This is a genomic window from Ruegeria sp. CDSB136 (assembly GCF_059610965.1).
In genome coordinates this window covers 24,630-44,510 of record NZ_JBXWOP010000016.1, presented here as the reverse complement: position 1 = coordinate 44,510, position 19,881 = coordinate 24,630, and the positions used below count along the sequence as shown (strand labels likewise).

Here is a 19,881-nt window from a genome sequence, read left to right as displayed (position 1 = left end):
ATGCTGAAAATCAATACGCAATCCGAATGGATCGCCCGCGCGAACGAGGTTCTTCCCGCCGGCGGGTTTGGCAATTTCGATCCGGGTATCATCATCGCCCGCGGCGAAGGCAGCCGCGTCTGGGATGAGGATGGCAAGGAATATGTCGATTACCTGATCGGCTCGGGGCCGATGCTGCTGGGCCATGGCCACCCCGAGGTGATGGAGGCGGTGCTGGAGCAATTGCCCAAGGGTATGACCTTTTTTGCCAACAATGCAAAGGGTGTCGAGCTGGCCGAAGCGATTGTCGATGCGGTGCCGTGTTGCGAGCAGATCCGCTTTGTCGCCTCGGGCGGTGAGGCGGATATGTATGCGATCCGGCTGGCCCGCGCCTATACCGGTCGCGACAAGATCCTGAAATTCGAAGGCGGTTATCACGGTATGAGCGCCGAGGCGCAGATGAGCCTGGCCCCCAGCCGCGAGGTCAACTTCCCACAGGCCGTGCCCGACAGCGCCGGTATCCCGCAGGGCGTGGCCGACCAGATGCTGATCGCGCCTTTCAATGATCTGGAGGCGGTGTCGAACCTATTGAATGAACATGACGACATTGCGGCCATCATGGTCGAGCCGCTGCAGCGGATCATCCCGCCTGAACCGGGATATCTGCAGGGGCTGCGCGATCTGTGCGACAAGCACAGTGTTCTGCTGATCTTCGATGAGATCGTGACCGGGTTTCGTCTGGCCTATGGCGGTGCGCAGGAGAAATACGGTGTGACGCCCGATATCTGCACGCTGGGCAAGATCACCGGTGGCGGTTTTCCCCTGGCGGCTCTTGGTGCCAGCGCCGAGATCATGAAGCATTTCGACAAGGCGAAGGTGGGCGAAGAGGGCTGGCTCATGCAGTTGGGCACGCTGTCCGGCAATCCGATCGCGTCCGTGGCCGGTTTGAAAACCATGGAGGTTCTGCGCCGCGACGGTGTCTATGACAAGCTGCGCGCAACCGGAAAGGCGCTACAGACCATGCAGTCTGAAGCGCTGAGCGCCGCCGGTATCCCACACCGGATTTGCGGCGATGAGACACTGTTCGACATCTATTTCACCGCCAACACTTGCCGGGACTACCGCAGCGCGAAACATGATGATCCCCAGCGCAACGTCGTCTACAACGCCGCCTTGCGCGAGGCGGGTATCTTCAAGGCGCCGGGCAAGCTGTACCCGTCGCTGGCCGTGACCGAGGCTGATCTGGAACACACACGTGCGGCGGTGGCAAAGGCGGTTGCGGCCATCGTCTAAGGGTTTTGGCGCCCTGCGATCAGGTTTGCCCGGGCTTGCGCAATGGCCGGTGTTCTGCGCAAGTCGCATCTGAGTGGTGTCCCGGGATACCGCTCTTCAGGATCGAACCCAACAAGCTTGGTCCCCAGGAATGTCGCAGATCATATTCTGCACCCGCCGGACTGGGCCGAAGTCATGAAACAGGGGCTGAGACACCATGACATGCTGTTTGTCGGCGTGCACTGCCCGGTGCCTGAGCTGATCCGCAGAGAGGCAGCCCGCGGTGACCGTCCGCCCCGGCAGCGCGGAACAGGACCAGCGGACAATTCACAAAGGCCGGCAATACGATCTGGAGGTCGACGCGATGGACGGGGTGGATGCCAACGTGGACGCGATCCTTGCGGCGTGGCGCAGCGGCACGCGCAAATCAGAATTCGCGATCTAGCGTTGGGGGGCTTGACGTTTAGCCGCGCGGCTGTGCCGCCGGGTAGACGCCCAGAATTTCAACGTTGGTCGTGAAGTGTTCCAGCTCGTCCATGGCCAATTGCACGTTGCGGTCCTCGGGGTGCCCAACGATGTCGGCGTAGAACTGGGTCGCGGTGAACGAGCCGTCGATCATATAGCTTTCCAGCTTGGTCATGTTGATGCCGTTTGTCGCAAAACCGCCCATCGCCTTGTAAAGGGCGGCCGGGATGTTGCGCACCTGAAACACGAAGCTGGTGATCATGCCGTGATCCCCGCGTGGCGTCAGGTCGGACTGCCGAGACATGACCAGAAACCGGGTGGTGTTGTTGTCGCGGTCCTCGATATGGCGGGCCAGCACGTTCAGGCCGTAGATTTCTGCCGCAAGCTCGCTGGCAAGGGCCGCCGAATGCAGCTCGGCCTGTTCTGAAACCTCGCGCGCGGCACGGGCGTTGTCGGGGCTGACGCGGCCGCGAATGCCATGTTCCTTCAGAAATCCCGCGCATTGCGGAAGCAGCACCAGATGCGAATGCGCCTCGGTGATGTCTTCAAGCTTTGCGCCCGGAACGCCCAAAAGGTTGATGTGGACGCGCACGAAGGCCTCATCGATGATGTGCAGCCCGCTGTGCGGCAGCAGCCGGTGAATGTCGGCCACCCGGCCATAGGTCGTGTTCTCGACCGGCAACATCGCCAGATCCGCGTCACCGGCGCGAACCGATTCGATCACATCCTCGAAAGTGCGGCAGGGCAGGGCCTCCATATCGGGGCGCGCGTTGCGGCAAGCTTCGTGGCTGTAGGCGCCGGGCTCACCCTGAAATGCGATGCGATTGGTCATTTGGTCGATTCCGTGCAACAAGTTCTTGATTTGGGCGTTTAGTCGCGGTGTCTATACCTTGCCTCTTGCAAGGGGAAGCCTTAGACACCCCGCAGACAGCTGAAATGGACTCGCGATCAATGTTCGACACGATGACAGTTACCAAGGCCGCCGCAGGCCTGTTCGGCACCTTCCTGGTGCTTCTTCTGGCCAAATGGGGGGCAGATGTTCTCTATAGTGTAGATGCCCATGGCGCCGAAGCCGCCTATGTCATCGAAACCGAAAGCTCGGGCGAAAGCGCCGACGGCGAAGAAGTGGTATTCGAGGACATGCTGGCAGCGGCCGATCCTGAAAAGGGTGCGAAGGTATTCCGCAAGTGCACCGCCTGCCACAAGCTGGAAGACGGCGCCAACGGCACTGGCCCATATCTGTACGCGATTGTGGATCGTCCGGTTGCGTCCGCCAAGGGCTTTACCGGCTATTCCGCATCCATGCAGGCCCATGGCGGCAACTGGACGCCAGAGGCGCTGGATGCCTTCCTGACAAGACCCAGCAGCTACATTTCCGGCACCTCGATGAGCTTTGCCGGCCTGAAGAAGCCGCAGGAACGTGCCGACCTGATTGCCTATCTGCAGACCATCGGCAACTGATCGGCCGATCGGATGAACCGAATTCAAAGCCGCTGCCCCGTGCAGCGGCTTTATTTTTTGTCTAAGGACAACTTCACAATCCGTTCACGCGTTCTAAACTTGCAACTTACAGTTCTGGCCTTTTAGCTGTCGGTCACAACAATGAAGACGGAAACGACCAAGAGGATGAGCACCATGAAATCCCTTCTGTCCAGTAATCTCAAATTGCACGCCCGGTCCTGGGCTGCCGTTGTGGGGGTTTCTGCCGCTCTGGTCGTGGGGGCCGCGAATCTGGCCGGGGCCGTTGAGGAGGGCGTGACGCGCAGCCACGGGTATTCCTATTTTGGCAATCTCGACTACCCGCCCGATTATCCGCATCTGAACTATGTCAATCCCGAAGCCCCCAAGGGGGGCGAGCTGTCGCTGGCGGGGTCTGGCACCTTCGACTCGCTTAATCCTTATTCGCGCAAGGGCCGCGCCGGGGCGCTGACGTCGATCCAGTATGATGCGCTGATCGACAGCGCGTCAGACAGTGTGGGGCAGTATTACGGTCTGCTTGCACACAGCATGGAGTATGATGAAGGGCGCAATTACGTGATTTTCCACATGCGACCGGAGGCGACGTTTTGGGATGGAACACCGGTGACAGCCGAGGATGTGGTCTACAGCCATCGCCTGTTCATCGAGCAGGGGTTGCCATCTTATGCGCAGGCCGTCGGTCGCATGGTGACAGGGGCCGAAGCGCTGGACGATCACACGGTGAAATTTTCCTTTAGCCCGGAAGTGACGCGCCGCGGGCTGATCGAAACGGTCGGGTCGACGCCGGTATTCTCGAAAGCCTGGTTCGAGGCTGACGAATCCCGCCGTCTGGACGAGCCCCGGCTTGAGGTTGCCGTGGGGTCCGGGCCTTACAAGCTGGACAGTTACGACATCAACCGGCGCATCGTCTACAAACGCCGGGACGATTACTGGGGCAAGGATCTGCCGATCAACGTTGGCCGCAACAACTACGACACCATTCGTATCGAGTATTTCGCCGATCAGACTGCCGCGTTCGAGGGGTTCAAGGCTGGTGAATACACCATGCGGATCGAAAGTGACCCCAAGCTTTGGGCCTCGAGCTATGATTTTCCGAAGCTGACCCAAGGAACGGTCGTCCGCGATGAGATTGCGGATGGCAGCCCTCCGACGCCTTCCGGGTTTGTGTTCAATCTGGGTAAACCGCAATTCGAAGACAAAAAGGTGCGGAAGGCGCTGGCGCTGGCCTTTAACTTTGAATGGGCCAATGAATCGCTGATGTTCGGCTTGAACGCACCGCGCAATTCCTTTGTTCAGGACACCCATATTGAGGCCAAGGGGCCGCCGGAGGGGGCTGAACTGGCCTTTCTGGAAAGCCTTGGCGATATCGTGCCGGATGAGGTTCTGAGCGAACCGGCCCTGGTGATGCACGAGTCCAGTTCGGCGCGCCTGAACGATCGGCGAAACATGCGGGCGGCCTCGAAGCTGCTGGATGAGGCTGGCTGGCCGGTTGGAGATGGCAATCTGCGCCGGAACGAACAGGGTCAGACGCTGAAGGTGAACATTCCCTATTCTTCCAGCATTCCGACCTCGACCGCGACGATGATCGAGACCTTTGTGCAGAACCTGCAGGCCATTGGTGTGGATGCAACGGCGGAAAAGGTGGATCCGTCGCAATACACGCTGCGCCGGCGCGAGCGGGACTATGACATGATCCATTCCACACAGTATGGGGCGTTCCTGTCCACCGGCGGGGGGCTCAGCCAGATGTACGGCTCGAAAGAGGCTGCGTTCAGCCTTTTCAATCCGGCCGGTCTGGCCAGCCCATTGGTGGATGCGGTGATCGAAGCCTCGTTCGATACCACGAATCAGGCAGAACAGGACGCGGCGTTGATGGCGCTTGACCGCGTGTTGCGGTATGAGTTTTTCGTGATCCCGGATGGATACGTTGCGGACTATTGGACGGCTTACTACGACATGTATGAATACCCGGAAAACCTGCCTCCGTTCAGCCTTGGTTATCTGGATTTGTGGTGGATCAATCCGGAAAAAGAGGCGGCTCTGAAAGCGAAAGGCGCGCTGCGATAACATGGGCGCGTATATTCTAAGACGCCTGTTGCTGGTCATTCCGACCCTTCTGGGCATCATGATCGTCAACTTCACGCTGGTGCAGTTCGTGCCGGGCGGCCCGGTTGAACAGATCATCGCCCAGATCGAAGGGCAGGGCGATGTCTTTGCCGGATTTGCAGGCGGTGGCGATGCCGGGGCGGCCTCGGAACCTGCCGGGGGCGCCTTTGACGACAAATATGTCGGCGCGCGGGGGCTGCCGCCCGAATTCATTGCCGAACTGGAGAAAGAATTCGGCTTCGACAAGCCTCCGCTCCAGCGCTTTCTGAGCATGATGGGCAACTACCTGACGCTGGATTTCGGCGAGAGCTATTTCCGTTCCATCAGTGTCATCGAACTGGTGCTGGAAAAGATGCCGGTTTCGATCTCGCTGGGTCTTTGGTCGACCCTGATCGCCTATCTGGTGTCGATCCCGCTGGGCATCCGCAAAGCCATCAAGGACGGATCGACCTTTGATACCTGGACCAGCGGAACCATCATTGTGGCCTACGCCATTCCCGGTTTCCTGTTCGCCATCCTGCTGCTGGTGCTGTTTGCGGGCGGATCCTACTGGCAGATTTTCCCGCTGCGGGGGCTGACATCGGACAATTGGGACAGCCTCAGCCTGATTGGCAAGATTGCGGACTATTTCTGGCACATTGCCCTGCCGATCATTGCGCTGACGATTTCGGCGTTTGCAACGCTGACGCTGCTGACCAAGAACTCGTTCCTGGATGAAATCAAGAAGCAATATGTGATGACCGCCCGCGCCAAGGGCCTGAGCGAGCGCAAGGTTCTGTACGGTCATGTGTTCCGCAATGCGATGCTGATCGTGATCGCGGGCTTTCCGGCGGTGTTCATCGGGGTGTTCTTTGGCGGTTCAATCATCATCGAGACCATATTCTCGCTGGACGGGCTGGGCCGTTTGGGGTTCGAGGCCGCGGTGGCAAGGGATTATCCGGTGATATTCGGCACACTGTTTATCTTTGGTCTGATGGGGCTGGTGGTCGGCATCATCAGCGATTTGATGTACGTGGTGGTCGACCCGCGCATCGATTTCGAAAAGCGGGAGGGGTAAATGGCGCTGTCCCCTCTCAACCAGCGCCGCTGGCGCAACTTCCGGCGCAATGGTCGCGCGTTCTGGTCGCTGATCATCTTCTCGGTACTGTTCGGCCTGTCGCTGTTCGCCGAGTTCATCGCCAACGACAAACCGATTCTGGTGAAATACCGGGGCGAGTTCTTCACGCCGGTGTTCAATTTCTACGCCGAAACCGAATTTGGCGGGGATTTTCAGACCGAAGCCATTTATCGCGACCCCGAGGTGAGATGCCTGATCGACAGCGGTGGTCTTGATCAGTGTTTTGACGATCCCGAGCGGATCATCGAAGAGATCGATGCCGGCACGTTTCAGGCGGACGGGTTCGAGCGGGGCTGGGCGATCTGGCCGCCAATTCCGTACTCCTACAACACCAGCGTTGACCGGCCGGGTGCGGCACCCCTGCCGCCGAACGGGCAGAATCTGTTGGGCACCGACGACACCAAACGTGATGTTCTGGCGCGCGTGATCTACGGGTTCCGGCTGTCTATCCTGTTCACGCTGGTCGTCACCGGCGCGGCCAGCCTGATCGGGGTGTTTGCAGGGGCCATCCAGGGCTATTTCGGCGGCTGGCTGGATCTGATCTTCCAGCGGATCATCGAGATCTGGTCCGCGACACCGTCGCTCTATGTCATCATCATCATGTTTGCGGTTCTGGGGCGAAGTTTCTGGTTGCTGGTCGTCCTGATGATCCTGTTCAGCTGGACCGGGCTGGTGGGCGTGGTTCGGGCGGAATTTCTGCGTGCGCGTAACCTTGAATATGTCCGCGCTGCCAAGGCGCTTGGCGTTGGCAACATGACGATCATGTTCCGGCACATGTTGCCCAACGCGATGGTGGCCATGCTGACCTTCATGCCATTTATCGTGACCGGCACCATCGCGGGCCTGGCCAGCCTTGATTTTCTGGGCTTCGGCCTGCCGTCCTCGGCCCCGTCACTGGGCGAACTGACCTTGCAGGCAAAACAGAACCTGCAGGCGCCGTGGCTGGCCTTCACCGCGTTCTTCACCTTTGCCATCATGCTGTCGCTGCTGGTTTTCATCTTTGAAGGCGTGCGGGATGCGTTTGACCCCAGAAAGACGTTTTCATGAGCTTGTTGGATGTGAATAACCTCAGGGTCTCGTTCCGGCAGGACGGGCAGGTTTCCGCGGCGGTCAGGGGTGTGTCCTTCACCGTCGACCGGGGCGAAACGGTCGCGCTGGTTGGGGAATCGGGGTCGGGCAAGTCTGTAACGGCGCTGAGCACGGTTTCACTTTTGGGTGACAGCGCGATTGTCGAAGGTTCGGTCACGTATGAAGGTCAGGAAATGATCGGCGCGTCCGAGGACAGGCTGAAGGATGTGCGCGGCAACGATATCAGTTTCATCTTTCAGGAGCCGATGACCTCGCTCAACCCGCTGCACACGATCCAGAAGCAGATGGCCGAGTCGCTGGCCCTGCATCAGGGTGTAACCGGCGACGAAGCGCGCGAACGGATTGTGGAACTGCTGATCAAGGTTGGCATCCGCGACCCGAGGGATCGGCTGGACAGTTATCCGCACCAGTTGTCCGGCGGACAGCGCCAGCGGGTGATGATCGCGATGGCGCTGGCCAACAAGCCGGACATCCTGATTGCGGATGAGCCGACAACCGCGCTGGATGTCACAATTCAGGCGCAGATCCTGGAGTTGCTGGCTGACCTGCAGAAGTCCGAAAACATGGGGATGCTGTTCATCACCCACGATCTGGGTATCGTGCGGCGGATCGCCGACCGGGTGTGCGTGATGAAGGACGGCGAGATTGTCGAAACCGGCGTGACCGCCGAAATCTTCGACAACCCGCAGCACCCCTACACGCGCAAGCTGCTGGCGGCGGAACCGTCGGGCGAACCCGATCCGGTGGCCGCCGATGCCGAGGAAGTGGCGCGGACGAACCACCTGAAAGTGTGGTTTCCGATTCAGCGCGGGTTCTTCAAGCGGACGGTGGGCCATGTGAAGGCCGTCAACGATGCGACGCTGTCGGTACGCGCGGGTGAGACGCTGGGGATCGTGGGCGAAAGCGGGTCGGGCAAGACCACGCTGGCACTGGCGATCATGCGGCTGATTGCCTCTGAAGGCGGGATTACATTCCGCGATCAGGACGTGCGCCGCTGGTCCACGCGTGAATTGCGCCGCTTGCGCAAAGATATGCAGATCGTGTTTCAGGACCCGTTCGGCAGCCTCAGCCCCCGCATGACCTGCCAGCAGATCATTGCCGAGGGGTTGGCGATCCACAACGTTGATCCGCACCGCGCGCCGCGCGAACTGGTGGCCGAAGTTATGACCGAAGTCGGTCTGGACCCGGCGGCGATGGACCGGTATCCGCACGAGTTTTCCGGCGGTCAGCGTCAGCGCATCGCCATCGCGCGGGCCATGGTGCTGCGGCCCAAATTGCTGGTGCTGGATGAGCCGACCAGCGCGCTGGACATGACGGTGCAGGTGCAGATCGTCGATCTGCTGCGCGATCTGCAAAAGAAATACGGGCTGGCCTATCTGTTCATCAGTCACGACCTGAAGGTGGTGCGCGCCATGTCCCACAACGTCATCGTCATGCGAAATGGCGACGTGGTCGAGATGGGCCGGGCCGAGGACCTGTTCGAGAATGCCCAGACCGATTACACCCGAGAACTGATCGCGGCGGCGGGCTGAAAGCAGCCCGCCACGGTGCGTCAGGCGTTGGCCGTTTCACGCGATGCCGATTTCGGCACCGGTCCGCGCAGTTCCTGATAGTGATCGAAGCTGAGTTTGACCCAGCCGGTACCGCGCGTGGCACTGGCAAGGGTGCGGTGCAGCTCATCCTCGGCCACGGCGGGAAGCTGGGCGTTGAAGATCTCCCAGCCCGAGGCGTTGGGGTTGCCTTCGAAACCCAGAACCTGCCCCTGGAGCGAGCTGATCGTCGGCACCAGGTCGCCCACAAAATCCGACGGCAGGTGGATCTCGGCGTTCAGGATCGGTTGCAGGACAACGGGTTTGCCCTGCGGCAGTGCCTCGCGCACGGCATTCTTGCCGGCAGTACGGAAGGCATAGTCCGAACTGTCCACGTTGTGGTGCTTGCCATCGCTCAGCGTGACTTTGACATCGACAACGGGAAAGCCTTCGGGGCCTTCAACCAGCGCGTCTTTCGCGCCGTGTTCAACCGACGGAATGTAGTTCTTTGGGACCGCGCCGCCTTTGACAACCTCTTCGAACTGAAAGCCCGATCCGCGCGGCATGGGCGCGACCGTGATCACGACGTCAGCGAACTGACCGGCACCGCCCGATTGCTTGCGGTGTCTGTGACGATGTTCAACCGGTGTCCGGATGGTTTCGCGATAGGCAGTTTCGACCTGATCCGCCTCGATTTCGATCCCGAAGTCTTCTGCCAGCTTGGCGGTGACGCGCCGCATATGCTGAGGGCCCTGCGAGCCTAGAATCGCGTGACCGCTCAGTTCGTCCTGTTCGAGGGTCAGGCCGGGGTCGATTTCGACCAGGCGGCTCAGCGCGTTGGACAGGCGTACGTCGTCCCGTTCATGCGCCGGTGAGACGATCTGCCGATGCGCCGCGGGACGCGAGGTGGCCCAGTCTGGCAGAGGCGTGGCGGAGGAACTGTCGTAAATGTTGCCCGGATTGAGGTGATCGGACTTGACGGCGAGACCGATCTGACCGGCCTCAAGCGCGCCGATCTGGGTCTTGGCGTCCAGCGTGGTCAGGTTGCCGACGGTTTCGCCGCCCAACGCCTCATGCGCGGTGACGCCTTCGCCAAGGCCGCGCAGCACGATGATCTTGCCAATGTGTTTTTTCACGTCGGCGAACCCGGCAATGGCGCGGGCATTGTCTGCGGCATCATCCCGCCCGGCGGCGATGTCGAACTCGGGCGCTTCGTGGCGCAGGGCTTTCATCAGGCGGGTCAGGCCGTTGCCGTGGCTGGCGGCGCCCAGGCAAGCGGGGATCAGCTGGTGGTTCTGCAGAACCTGTGCGGCCAGTTCAAAAACCTCTTCGTTGGGGGGCTGCTTGTCCTCAATCAGCTGTTCCAGCAGCTTGTCGTCGAAGTCGGACAGGGTTTCTAGCAATTCCGTGCGCGCTTCCTGTTCGCGGTCCTCGACCGATTGAGGCAGTTCGATCAGGGCCGAGGGCTGGCCTTCCTGATATTTCCACGCCCGCTCGGATATCAGATCAACCGCGCCGATGATGGCCTCGCCGTCGCGAATGGGCACCTGCCGTAGCGCGATATGATGGGTGCAATAGGTTTGCAGGGCCGCGATGATATCGCGGATGCGGCCGTTGGGGTTGTCCATCCGGTTGATGAACAGGAAGCAGGGAATCCCGGCTTCTTCGACCAGTCTGAGATAGGGGGCGCACAGCACTGCGGCGTCCGGGTCGGGCGGAACCACCACAACCGCCGCGTCCGAGATTGCCATGGCAGGACCGACATAGGCCAGGGAATCCCCGCCGCCATCCACGTCGATGGCGCACCACGGCTCGTCCAAATAAGAAAAACCGTGCAGATGCACGGTTCCGGATACGTCGAATGTTGTTGGCCGACCATCAAGGCGGCTGATGGCCTCGACCAGGGTGGATTTGCCCGATTGACTGGGGCCGAGGACGGTGAAAACGCGCATGAGTGCTGTCCCTCTTTCAGGTTTAAGAACGACTGCGCGATATCGGCTGCCTTGCGCTGACGCGCAGGGGTCAATTGCCTGAAAACGGATCTGCCTCGGGGTTGGGGCGGCTTGCCGCCCGCGTTCTTAAGTTTGCGGAATACCCCCTGTCTGCGTCAACCCCCCCTCTGTCTGAAGTCAATCAGATGGCCGAACTGTGGCCTGCCTTGCTGAGGTCATAGGCGTCAAAGCTGCGGGCGATCATCCGGGTCAGGGCACGGGCCTCGGGCGGGATGAAAAGACCGTCCCCGGTCACCTGCAGCAACCCGTCGAACGCGTCGTTGGCCGTGTTGAACATGTCCTGCAATTCGCCGGCCGAGATGTCGTGGTCACGCAGGATTTCAGCCGAATCGATCCGGAAATCGCACATCAGAGCCTCGATCAGGCGGGCGCGCAGGATGTCCTGCCCCTTGAACAGGTGCCCGCGGGAGGTCGAGAACTGCCCGTTCCGGATGGCCTTGGTATGCGCTGACGTCGCTGGCGCGTTCTGGGCGTACCCTTGCGGAAACTTTGAGATCGAGCTGGCACCAACGCCGATCAGAACCTCGGCCTGATCGTCGGTATAGCCTTGAAAGTTCCGTTTGAGTTTTCCGGTCTGCAGTGCACGGGTCAGCCCGTCATCCTGTGTCGCGAAATGGTCGATACCAATCTCGGCGTAATCGTCCCACATGAACAGGCGGCGCGCGGTGTCGAACAGGTCAAGCCGCTGTTCCGGCGTCGGCAGCGCGTCCGAGGGGATAAGTTGCTGGCGTTTGGCCATCCAAGGCACATGGGCATAGCCATAGAGCGCAACGCGGTCCGGGCTGAGCGACAGCAGCTTTTGTACGCTTTCGGTCATCCGGGTCTTGGTCTGATGCGGCAGCCCATACAGGATATCGGCGTTCAGGCTGGTGATGCCGCGTGCGCGGATCATGTCGATTGCCTTGCGCGTGGTGTCATAGCTTTGGATGCGGCCGATGGTTTTCTGGATTTCGTCGTCGAAATCCTGCACCCCGATCGAGGCGCGATTCATGCCGGCCTCGGCCAGGGCGTCCAGCCGTGCTTCGTCGATTTCGTTCGGGTCGATCTCGACCGAGAACTCGGCGTCCGGGCCCAGCGGCACGATGTCCAGAATCCGCGCTGCCAGATCGCGCATCAAATCGGCGTTCAGCAGGGTTGGCGTGCCGCCGCCCCAGTGCAGCCGCGACAGGGTGACGCCCTCGGGCAGGCGCGCGGCCAGCAGATCAAGCTCGGCCTTCAGAACGTCAACATAAGCGATGACGGGGTTGTCGGTCTGTGTTCCCTGGGTCCGGCAAGCGCAGAACCAGCACAGTCTGCGGCAAAAGGGGACATGGATGTAAAGGGACACGGCGCTTCCGGGCTGAATGCCCGAAATCCAGTCGCCAAACATGCCTGATCCCACATCGTTGCTGAAGTGGGGCGCTGTCGGGTAGCTTGTGTAACGCGGAACTTTAGCGTCAAATAGTCCAAGCTGTGCTAATTGTGGTTTCACTATCATGGCGATACCGTTAAGGGACGGCCTTCAACAAGACCTTGACTGAGATCAAGTGGAAACGCGAATGAACCTGAATTCCCAATTTGACCACTCGAATTGTGCGGACTGCCCGATCCGGCACCGTGCCGTGTGTGCCCATTGCGAACCCGACGAGCTTGTGGAACTGGAAGAGATCAAGTTCTACCGCAGTTTCGAGGCCGGGCAGACAATCATCTGGTCCGGTGACCAGATGAATTTTGTCGGGTCCGTGGTTTCGGGCATCGCCTCGCTGACGCAGACGATGGAGGATGGCCGGACCCAGATGGTGGGCTTGTTGCTGCCCAGCGACTTTGTGGGCCGTCCGGGACGCGAAACTGCGCCCTATGACGTTCAGGCCACAACTGATCTGGTGATGTGCTGTTTCCGCAAGAAACCGTTCGAAGAATTGATGAGCACCACCCCGCATATCGCGCACCGGCTGCTGCAGATGACGCTGGATGAGCTGGACGCGGCCCGCGAGTGGATGCTTGTCCTTGGGCGCAAAACCGCGCGCGAGAAAATTGCCAGCCTGTTGTCGATCATCGCGCGGCGCGATGCTTCGGTGGCCCAGAAAAGCAACTCCGGTCCAATGGTGTTTGATCTGCCGCTCACGCGTGAGGCGATGGCGGATTATCTGGGGCTTACACTGGAAACGGTCAGCCGCCAGATGTCGGCGCTGAAAAAGGACGGCGTCATTACACTGGACGGAAAACGCCACGTGACCATTCCGGACATGGCGCGCCTCATGGATGAGGCCGGCGATGATGCGGACGGCGGTTTTCTGGTCTGACACCCGATACGCAAAAGGAGATTCGGATGGAGTTCACCAGCCTGCTTGCAATGTTGTTCATCGGCGCAATCGCCGGATGGCTTTCAGGCAAGATCATGGAAGGCCGGGGTTTTGGCCTGTTCGGCAATATCATCATCGGGATCGTCGGCGCGTTTCTTGCGGGCGCGATTTTCCCGGCCTTGGGCTTTTCGGTTGGCGGTGGGCTATTCTCGTCGATCTTTTTCGCAACCATCGGTGCGGTGATCCTGCTGTTCGTGATCGGCCTGATCCGGCGCAACTAGTTTAGAATACTGCCCCAATGAAAGGGGCAGTATCTGCAAGCCGCACGTCCCTTCGGATCAATGGGCCAAAAAGACCGGCACAACGGATTGTTCCAGCATGTTGCGGGTGGCACCGCCCAAAATGGCCTCGCGGAACCGCGAATGGCCATAAGCGCCCATGACGATCAGGTCAGCCTCGGTATCGCCAGCATGGCGGTTGAGGATGTCCGAGACGCGGGTCATGGTTTTGCTCAGCACGTCAATTTCGCATTTCACCCCGTGCCGGGCCAGCATTTGTGACAACAATCCGCCCGGGTCCGAGCGGTCTGGTCCGTGGCGCGGCGGATCGATGACGACGATGCGCACCAGGTCCGCCTGTTTCAGGAAGGGCAGGGCGCGGCGGATGGCCCGCATGGCCTCGACGCTTTCATTCCATCCGATCAGAACGGTTTTTGGTTTCTCGAACGGCGTCACATCATCGGGCACAACCAGAACCGGTGCGTGGCCTTCGAACATGGCGGCTTCAATGATGGGCTCGGCCTCGGCCGCGCGATCCTCGCCATATGGCTGCGGCAGCACAACCAGATCGGAAAACCGTGCGCGATGGGCCACGTGGCGGCCGATATCGGCAATCTGGGCCACGCCGTTTTCCGCGGACCAGCGGATCCCGGTTTTGCCCAGGTAGTTCTTTGCATACTCCAGAACAGCGTCGGAATCGGCATTGGCGCGGCTGAGCGTCTCCTGAAGGATCAAGGCGTTTGCGCCAGCGTAATAGTAGCCGGTCTGGCTACGATCAACGCCGAGACACAGCGCTTCGACATGCGCGTCCTGCGCGTTTGCCAGAGCTACAAGCTGGGCCAGTGCCGCGTTCGCCTGCTTTGTCTCTGTCATGACTGTTAGAAGGGATTTGTAAGCCATTTTGACCTCACTCGATGTGCGCGGGGGGCAAGCTGCGACCAGTTAACCCACTCAATTGTTTATCACTGCCACGGAAAACAGGCTATTGTCTTGACACAGATCAAAGCAGCTATGGCCCTTGTCAGACAGAACAGCGGCCAGTCAAATGGGTTTCGTGCGGCGTCAAGAATCGCACGGGGCATGCAAAGGGACGCAATATGTCAAATTACATCAAGCTGATCGTGCTTGGTCTGATCGTGATTTTTGCCGCGATCGGGTCCAACTATGCACGGGATTTGGCGTATCAGGTGCACGCGATTCTGGTGATGCTGATCGCCGTTGGATTGTTCATCTGGACGCTTCGAAACACAGATGAGCCAGATATTCTCGTAGACCGCTCGGCCGAGTACATGGATGACGTGATCCGCTATGGCGTGATCGCAACTGCCTTCTGGGGCGTGGTCGGGTTTATTGCAGGAACTTTCATTGCGTTTCAGTTGGCCTTTCCGGCACTGAATTTCGAATGGGCCCAAGGATATCTGAACTTCGGCCGTTTGCGTCCGCTGCACACATCGGCGGTGATTTTTGCCTTTGGTGGCAACGCCTTGATCGCAACCTCGTTCTATGTTGTGCAGCGCACCAGCGCCGCGCGCCTGTGGGGTGGTAATCTGGCGTGGTTCGTCTTCTGGGGCTATCAGCTGTTCATCGTGCTGGCGGCAACCGGCTATGTCCTTGGCGGTACGCAATCCAAGGAATACGCCGAACCCGAGTGGTATGTTGACCTGTGGCTGACAATTGTCTGGGTCGCCTATCTGGCCGTTTATCTGGGCACGATCATCAAGCGGAAAGAGCCCCACATCTACGTGGCCAACTGGTTCTATCTGGCGTTCATCGTCACTGTCGCAATGCTGCACCTGGTGAACAACATGACCATCCCTGTCAGCATCTGGGGTTCGAAATCGGTCATCGTCTGGTCGGGTGTTCAGGACGCCATGATCCAGTGGTGGTATGGCCACAACGCCGTGGGCTTCTTCCTGACTGCGGGCTTCCTGGGCATGATGTACTACTTCATCCCGAAACAGGCCGAGCGCCCCGTGTTCTCGTACAAGCTGTCGATCATCCACTTCTGGGCGCTGATCTTCCTGTATATCTGGGCCGGTCCGCACCACCTGCACTATACCGCGCTGCCTGACTGGGCGTCGACGCTGGGTATGGTGTTCTCGGTGATCCTGTGGATGCCGTCCTGGGGTGGCATGATCAACGGTCTGATGACCCTGTCGGGTGCATGGGACAAGTTGCGTACAGACCCGGTGATCCGCATGATGGTGATCTCGGTCGGTTTCTACGGCATGTCCACCTTTGAAGGCCCGATGATGTCGATCCGCGCGGTCAACAGCCTGTCTCACTACACTGACTGGACCATTGGTCACGTGCACTCGGGTGCGCTGGGTTGGAACGGCATGATCACCTTTGGTGCGCTGTACTTCCTGGTGCCTGTTCTGTGGAAGCGGGAACGCCTGTACTCGCTGCAGATGGTCAGCTGGCACTTCTGGCTCGCGACTATCGGCATCGTGCTCTACGCCGCGTCGATGTGGGTGACCGGTATCATGGAAGGCCTGATGTGGCGTGAAGTGGATGCCAACGGCTTCCTGGTGAACTCGTTCGCCGACACCGTGGCCGCCAAGTTCCCGATGTATGTGGTGCGTGCTCTGGGTGGCGTTCTGTTCGTCGCTGGCGCTGTGATCATGTGCTACAACCTGTGGATGACTGTGCGGAAAGCGCCGGCCAAAGAGGCCAGCCTGACCGTCGCGGTCCCGGCTGAATAAGGAGGGCCGGAGCTATGGCAATTCTCGACAAACACAAGATCCTCGAGACCAACGCGACCCTCCTGCTGATCTTCAGCTTTCTGGTCGTGACCATCGGCGGCATCGTGCAGATCGCGCCCCTGTTCTACCTTGAGAACACCATCGAGAAGGTGGAGGGCATGCGTCCTTACACCCCTCTCGAGATGGCGGGGCGCGAGATCTACATCCGCGAAGGCTGCTATACCTGCCACAGCCAGATGATCCGTCCGATGCGGGACGAGGTCGAACGCTATGGCCACTACTCGCTGGCGGCTGAATCGATGTATGACCATCCCTTCCAGTGGGGGTCGAAGCGCACCGGGCCCGATCTGGCCCGTGTCGGCGGCCGGTATTCGGATCAGTGGCAGGTGGACCACCTGCGTGATCCGCAGTCGGTGGTGCCGGAATCGGTGATGCCGAAATACGGCTTCCTCGAGCATCGCAAGATCGATGGCAAATACATTGGCGACATCATGAAAGCGAACGCGATGGTCGGCACGCCCTACACCGACGAGATGTTGGAAAACGCCGTGGCGGACTTCCGCGCTCAGGCCGATCCGGACAGCGACTATGACGGGCTGCTGGAACGCTATGGCGACAAGGTCAACGTGCGGAACTTCGACGGTCAGCCCGAACTGACCGAAGCCGATGCGCTGGTCGCCTATCTGCAGATGCTGGGAACGCTGGTCGATTTCTCGACCTTCACCCCGGACGCAAGCCGCTAAGGGAGGATCGTGATGGAAGAGTACACCCTTCTCAGGCAGTTCGCGGACAGCTGGATGCTGCTTGTGCTGTTTGTCTTCTTTGTGGGCATCATCATCTGGGTTTTCCGCCCCGGTGCCAGCAAGGAATACAATGACACCGCCAACATCCCCTTCCGGCATCAAGACAAACCCGCCACATCCAAGGAGGCGCGGCAATGAGCAAGACACCTGAAAAACAGCCGGGTGATCCGAACACCACCGGCCACAGCTGGGACGGGATTGAGGAATTCGACAATCCGATGCCGCGCTGGTGGCTGTGGACCTTCTACGCCACCATCGTCTGGGGTGTGATCTACACGATCATGTATCCGGCATGGCCTCTGGTACAGTCGGCAACCGCCGGTGTCATGGGCTGGTCTTCTCGGGCGCTGGTTCAGCAGGAGATGGTTGCGTTCGAAGAAGCCAATGCGCCCTGGAACGCGAAGCTGGTGGAAACGCCGCTGGAAGACATCGCCAAGGATGCCGAGTTGCAGCAATACGCCGTCAATTCGGGTGGCGCTGTGTTCCGCACGTGGTGCGCGCAGTGCCACGGCTCGGGCGCGCAGGGCGCGCCGGGCTTCCCGAACCTGCTGGATGACGCCTGGTTGTGGGGCGGTTCGCTTGAGGATATCGAGTACACTGTGGCCTATGGCATTCGAAACGAAGAAAGCGACGATGCGCGCTATTCCGAGATGCCTGCCTTTGGTGAAATCCTCGAAGCGGAAGAGATCACGCAGGTGGTTCAGTATGTCATGTCCCTGACCAACGCCCAGACCGACGATGCAGCGGCACAGGCTGGCAAGGTCGTGTTCGAGGACAACTGCGCGTCCTGCCATGGCGAGGACGGGACCGGCGACGTCACGCAAGGTGCACCGAACCTGACCGACGCGATCTGGCTGTTCGGCGGCTCGGAAGAGGCGCTGACAGAGACGGTTACCTACAGCCGCTTCGGGGTCATGCCCGCGTGGGAAAACCGCCTGACCGAGGCACAGATCCGCGCCGTGTCGGCTTACGTCCACCAGCTGGGTGGCGGTCAATAAAGATAAGTGAACACCTTCGGGCGGTTCGCCGCCCGAAGGCTTAGGCACCGGCTGTTCCATCTGTTCGCGCGTTTCCTGAACAGCCGGTGCCGACTTTCCCGAGAATAGAACCAGGACCTGCCCGGGTCCAGTTTCCGGTGTGGCCATCTTCGTCGGATGTCACCGATTAACCTGCCGGTTTTCCGCTTTGCGGCCTATCCTTTCTTCGCTGAAACCGACCGAAAATGTGCTAGGTGTGACAAAAGGTGTCTGCCCGATGCGCATTTGACACATGTCAAAGTTGGTCAGCGCATGATCTGGGAAAAGACGCCTGATCAAAGCCAGACGTGGAGCCTGCCCGTGAGCGATTCCGACCCTGCCCCCAGCCTTTATGCAGCACGTGAGCCGATTTTCCCGCGGCGCGTGTCGGGTCCATTCCGTAACCTGAAATGGATCATCATGGCTGTGACCCTGGGGATTTACTACATCACCCCATGGTTCAGATGGGACCGGGGTCCCAGCCTGCCGGATCAGGCCGTGTTGCTGGATCTTGCGAACCGGCGATTCTATTTCTTCTGGATCGAAATCTGGCCGCACGAATTCTATTTTGTCGCCGGTCTGCTGATCATGGCAGGGCTTGGACTGTTCCTGTTCACCTCGGCCCTGGGCCGGGTCTGGTGCGGATATGCCTGCCCGCAGACGGTTTGGACCGACCTGTTCATTCTGGTCGAGCGCTGGATCGAGGGCGACCGGAATGCGCGCTTGCGGCTGCATCGTCAGAGGAAACTGGATTTCCGCAAGGCCCGCCTGCGGGCGACGAAATGGGGGGCGTGGTTTCTGATCGGACTGGCCACCGGCGGGGCCTGGATCTTTTACTTCGCGGATGCACCGACACTGGCGCGGGATCTGGTGACGGGCAACGCGCACCCGATCGCCTACACAACCATGTTGATCCTGACCGGCACGACCTTTCTGTTCGGCGGGTTTGCCCGTGAGCAGATCTGCATTTACGCCTGCCCCTGGCCCCGTATTCAGGCAGCTATGATGGATGAGGACACGCTGGTCGTCGGCTACCGCGAATGGCGGGGCGAGCCGCGCGGCAAGGGCAAGCGGACCGCTGACACCGAACTGGGCGATTGTATCGACTGCATGGCTTGCGTGAATGTCTGCCCGGTTGGTATCGACATCCGCGACGGCCAGCAATTGGAGTGCATCACCTGCGCGCTCTGCATCGATGCCTGTGATGACATGATGGCCAAGATCGGCAAGCCGCGCGGCCTGATCGATTATATGGCGCTGAGCGACGAGGCGCATGAACGCTCGGGGCAGCCGGCCAAGAATGTTTGGAAGCACATCCTGCGCCCGCGCACGATCATGTACACCGCGCTGTGGGCGCTGGTTGGGTTCGGCCTGTTGTTTGCCCTGTTCATCCGTTCCGACATCGACCTGACCGTGGCGCCGGTACGCAATCCGACCTTTGTCACCCTGTCAGACGGCACAATCCGCAATACCTACGACGTGCGTCTGCGCAACAAACATGGCGAGGATCGGTTGTTTAAACTGTCCCTGACCGGAGACCCGGCCATGCGGCTGGAGATTGAAGGAACGATCATAGACACTGTGAATGTCAGCGCGGATACGGCACAATTGAGCCGCGTTTACATCACCGCCCTGAAGGACACCGACCCAGCCAACACCGACGCGACGCCGGTTCGTATCTGGGTCGAGGATCTGATCAGCGGTGAACGCGCGTACAAGGACACCACGTTCAACGGACGAGGGAACTGA

Annotated in this window: 18 protein-coding genes and 1 pseudogene; 15 read left to right on the top strand and 4 right to left on the bottom strand. The window is 60.0% G+C overall.

The window, feature by feature from the left end; genetic code table 11:
• The 3 genes and pseudogenes from AC2FIR_RS16960 to AC2FIR_RS16950 all read left to right on the top strand — a co-directional run bounded on the left by AC2FIR_RS16960 (window position 1) and on the right by AC2FIR_RS16950 (window position 1,696).
• Window positions 1-1,272 carry an aspartate aminotransferase family protein gene (locus AC2FIR_RS16960; protein ID WP_170613616.1) on the top strand — a complete coding sequence of 424 codons (1,272 nt, stop codon included), beginning with the start codon at window positions 1-3 and terminating at the stop codon, window positions 1,270-1,272.
• A 42-nt stretch (window positions 1,273-1,314) separates the two neighbouring features.
• Window positions 1,315-1,491 (top strand): annotated as a pseudogene (locus tag AC2FIR_RS16955) (hypothetical protein); the annotation flags it as partial.
• Window positions 1,492-1,534: 43 nt separating this feature from the next.
• Window positions 1,535-1,696 carry a hypothetical protein gene (locus tag AC2FIR_RS16950; RefSeq protein ID WP_496744920.1) on the top strand — a complete coding sequence of 54 codons (162 nt, stop codon included), beginning with the start codon at window positions 1,535-1,537 and terminating at the stop codon, window positions 1,694-1,696.
• 18 nt (window positions 1,697-1,714) lie between these two features.
• Here AC2FIR_RS16950 and AC2FIR_RS16945 read toward each other — a convergent pair whose 3' ends face one another.
• The gene (locus AC2FIR_RS16945; protein ID WP_170613612.1) at window positions 1,715-2,548 is read right to left on the bottom strand and encodes a prephenate dehydratase; all 834 of its coding nucleotides are present in this window, start codon (window positions 2,546-2,548) and stop codon (window positions 1,715-1,717) included.
• 119 nt (window positions 2,549-2,667) lie between these two features.
• Between AC2FIR_RS16945 and AC2FIR_RS16940 the strand changes: the two genes are divergently transcribed.
• From AC2FIR_RS16940 to AC2FIR_RS16920, 5 genes are all read left to right on the top strand, one after another.
• Complete coding sequence (locus tag AC2FIR_RS16940; RefSeq protein ID WP_170613798.1) at window positions 2,668-3,177, top strand: c-type cytochrome; 510 nt, start codon at window positions 2,668-2,670, stop codon at window positions 3,175-3,177.
• 174 nt (window positions 3,178-3,351) lie between these two features.
• Window positions 3,352-5,262, top strand: coding sequence for an extracellular solute-binding protein (locus AC2FIR_RS16935; protein ID WP_496744841.1), 1,911 nt, complete (start codon window positions 3,352-3,354; stop codon window positions 5,260-5,262).
• A gap of 1 nt (window position 5,263) precedes the next feature.
• Window positions 5,264-6,358: a microcin C ABC transporter permease YejB gene (locus AC2FIR_RS16930; protein ID WP_496744839.1), complete on the top strand. Its 1,095-nt coding sequence runs from the start codon at window positions 5,264-5,266 to the stop codon at window positions 6,356-6,358.
• A complete protein-coding gene (locus AC2FIR_RS16925) occupies window positions 6,359-7,465 on the top strand; it encodes an ABC transporter permease (RefSeq protein WP_496744837.1) in 1,107 nt (368 codons plus the stop codon). It begins immediately after the preceding gene.
• On the top strand, window positions 7,462-9,039 hold the full coding sequence (locus tag AC2FIR_RS16920; RefSeq protein ID WP_496744835.1) for an ABC transporter ATP-binding protein: 1,578 nt from the start codon (window positions 7,462-7,464) through the stop codon (window positions 9,037-9,039). The genes AC2FIR_RS16925 and AC2FIR_RS16920 overlap by 4 nt, the downstream gene beginning before the upstream one ends.
• A gap of 20 nt (window positions 9,040-9,059) precedes the next feature.
• On the opposite strand, the gene AC2FIR_RS16915 is transcribed toward AC2FIR_RS16920, so the two are convergent.
• Window positions 9,060-10,988 (bottom strand): elongation factor G, encoded by a 1,929-nt coding sequence (locus tag AC2FIR_RS16915; protein WP_496744833.1) that lies wholly within the window; start codon window positions 10,986-10,988, stop codon window positions 9,060-9,062.
• Window positions 10,989-11,169: 181 nt separating this feature from the next.
• On the bottom strand, window positions 11,170-12,525 hold the full coding sequence (gene hemN, locus AC2FIR_RS16910; protein WP_496744831.1) for an oxygen-independent coproporphyrinogen III oxidase: 1,356 nt from the start codon (window positions 12,523-12,525) through the stop codon (window positions 11,170-11,172).
• A gap of 61 nt (window positions 12,526-12,586) precedes the next feature.
• On the opposite strand from hemN, the gene fnrL reads away from it, so the two are divergent.
• Both fnrL and AC2FIR_RS16900 read left to right on the top strand, forming a co-directional pair.
• Complete coding sequence (fnrL, locus tag AC2FIR_RS16905) at window positions 12,587-13,330, top strand: transcriptional regulator FnrL (protein WP_170613598.1); 744 nt, start codon at window positions 12,587-12,589, stop codon at window positions 13,328-13,330.
• Window positions 13,331-13,356: 26 nt separating this feature from the next.
• Window positions 13,357-13,611 carry a GlsB/YeaQ/YmgE family stress response membrane protein gene (locus tag AC2FIR_RS16900; protein WP_170613596.1) on the top strand — a complete coding sequence of 85 codons (255 nt, stop codon included), beginning with the start codon at window positions 13,357-13,359 and terminating at the stop codon, window positions 13,609-13,611.
• A 57-nt stretch (window positions 13,612-13,668) separates the two neighbouring features.
• Here AC2FIR_RS16900 and AC2FIR_RS16895 read toward each other — a convergent pair whose 3' ends face one another.
• Window positions 13,669-14,508 carry a universal stress protein gene (locus AC2FIR_RS16895; RefSeq protein ID WP_170613594.1) on the bottom strand — a complete coding sequence of 280 codons (840 nt, stop codon included), beginning with the start codon at window positions 14,506-14,508 and terminating at the stop codon, window positions 13,669-13,671.
• Between the two features lie 197 nt (window positions 14,509-14,705).
• Here AC2FIR_RS16895 and ccoN point away from each other — a divergent pair, with 197 nt between their 5' ends.
• From ccoN to ccoG, 5 genes are all read left to right on the top strand, one after another.
• On the top strand, window positions 14,706-16,313 hold the full coding sequence (gene ccoN, locus AC2FIR_RS16890) for a cytochrome-c oxidase, cbb3-type subunit I (RefSeq protein WP_170619174.1): 1,608 nt from the start codon (window positions 14,706-14,708) through the stop codon (window positions 16,311-16,313).
• A 14-nt stretch (window positions 16,314-16,327) separates the two neighbouring features.
• Window positions 16,328-17,056, top strand: coding sequence for a cytochrome-c oxidase, cbb3-type subunit II (gene ccoO, locus AC2FIR_RS16885; protein WP_170613590.1), 729 nt, complete (start codon window positions 16,328-16,330; stop codon window positions 17,054-17,056).
• 12 nt (window positions 17,057-17,068) lie between these two features.
• Entirely contained in the window at window positions 17,069-17,254 is a 186-nt protein-coding gene (locus AC2FIR_RS16880; protein ID WP_170613588.1) for a cbb3-type cytochrome c oxidase subunit 3, read from the top strand.
• On the top strand, window positions 17,251-18,114 hold the full coding sequence (ccoP, locus tag AC2FIR_RS16875; protein WP_321251211.1) for a cytochrome-c oxidase, cbb3-type subunit III: 864 nt from the start codon (window positions 17,251-17,253) through the stop codon (window positions 18,112-18,114). The genes AC2FIR_RS16880 and ccoP overlap by 4 nt, the downstream gene beginning before the upstream one ends.
• A gap of 339 nt (window positions 18,115-18,453) precedes the next feature.
• Window positions 18,454-19,881 carry a cytochrome c oxidase accessory protein CcoG gene (gene ccoG / locus AC2FIR_RS16870; RefSeq protein WP_496744829.1) on the top strand — a complete coding sequence of 476 codons (1,428 nt, stop codon included), beginning with the start codon at window positions 18,454-18,456 and terminating at the stop codon, window positions 19,879-19,881.

What these genes read in the sequence shown, in the direction of transcription:
- AC2FIR_RS16960 (WP_170613616.1), top strand. Translation starts at nt 1, where the DNA reads ATGCTGAAAATCAATACGCAATCCGAATGGATCGCCCGCGCGAACGAG.
- AC2FIR_RS16945 (WP_170613612.1), bottom strand. Translation starts at nt 2,548, where the DNA reads ATGACCAATCGCATCGCATTTCAGGGTGAGCCCGGCGCCTACAGCCAC.
- AC2FIR_RS16940 (WP_170613798.1), top strand. Translation starts at nt 2,668, where the DNA reads ATGTTCGACACGATGACAGTTACCAAGGCCGCCGCAGGCCTGTTCGGC.
- AC2FIR_RS16935 (WP_496744841.1), top strand. Translation starts at nt 3,352, where the DNA reads ATGAAATCCCTTCTGTCCAGTAATCTCAAATTGCACGCCCGGTCCTGG.
- AC2FIR_RS16930 (WP_496744839.1), top strand. Translation starts at nt 5,264, where the DNA reads ATGGGCGCGTATATTCTAAGACGCCTGTTGCTGGTCATTCCGACCCTT.
- AC2FIR_RS16925 (WP_496744837.1), top strand. Translation starts at nt 6,359, where the DNA reads ATGGCGCTGTCCCCTCTCAACCAGCGCCGCTGGCGCAACTTCCGGCGC.
- AC2FIR_RS16920 (WP_496744835.1), top strand. Translation starts at nt 7,462, where the DNA reads ATGAGCTTGTTGGATGTGAATAACCTCAGGGTCTCGTTCCGGCAGGAC.
- AC2FIR_RS16915 (WP_496744833.1), bottom strand. Translation starts at nt 10,988, where the DNA reads ATGCGCGTTTTCACCGTCCTCGGCCCCAGTCAATCGGGCAAATCCACC.
- hemN (WP_496744831.1), bottom strand. Translation starts at nt 12,525, where the DNA reads ATGATAGTGAAACCACAATTAGCACAGCTTGGACTATTTGACGCTAAA.
- fnrL (WP_170613598.1), top strand. Translation starts at nt 12,587, where the DNA reads ATGAACCTGAATTCCCAATTTGACCACTCGAATTGTGCGGACTGCCCG.
- AC2FIR_RS16900 (WP_170613596.1), top strand. Translation starts at nt 13,357, where the DNA reads ATGGAGTTCACCAGCCTGCTTGCAATGTTGTTCATCGGCGCAATCGCC.
- AC2FIR_RS16895 (WP_170613594.1), bottom strand. Translation starts at nt 14,508, where the DNA reads ATGGCTTACAAATCCCTTCTAACAGTCATGACAGAGACAAAGCAGGCG.
- ccoN (WP_170619174.1), top strand. Translation starts at nt 14,706, where the DNA reads ATGTCAAATTACATCAAGCTGATCGTGCTTGGTCTGATCGTGATTTTT.
- ccoO (WP_170613590.1), top strand. Translation starts at nt 16,328, where the DNA reads ATGGCAATTCTCGACAAACACAAGATCCTCGAGACCAACGCGACCCTC.
- AC2FIR_RS16880 (WP_170613588.1), top strand. Translation starts at nt 17,069, where the DNA reads ATGGAAGAGTACACCCTTCTCAGGCAGTTCGCGGACAGCTGGATGCTG.
- ccoP (WP_321251211.1), top strand. Translation starts at nt 17,251, where the DNA reads ATGAGCAAGACACCTGAAAAACAGCCGGGTGATCCGAACACCACCGGC.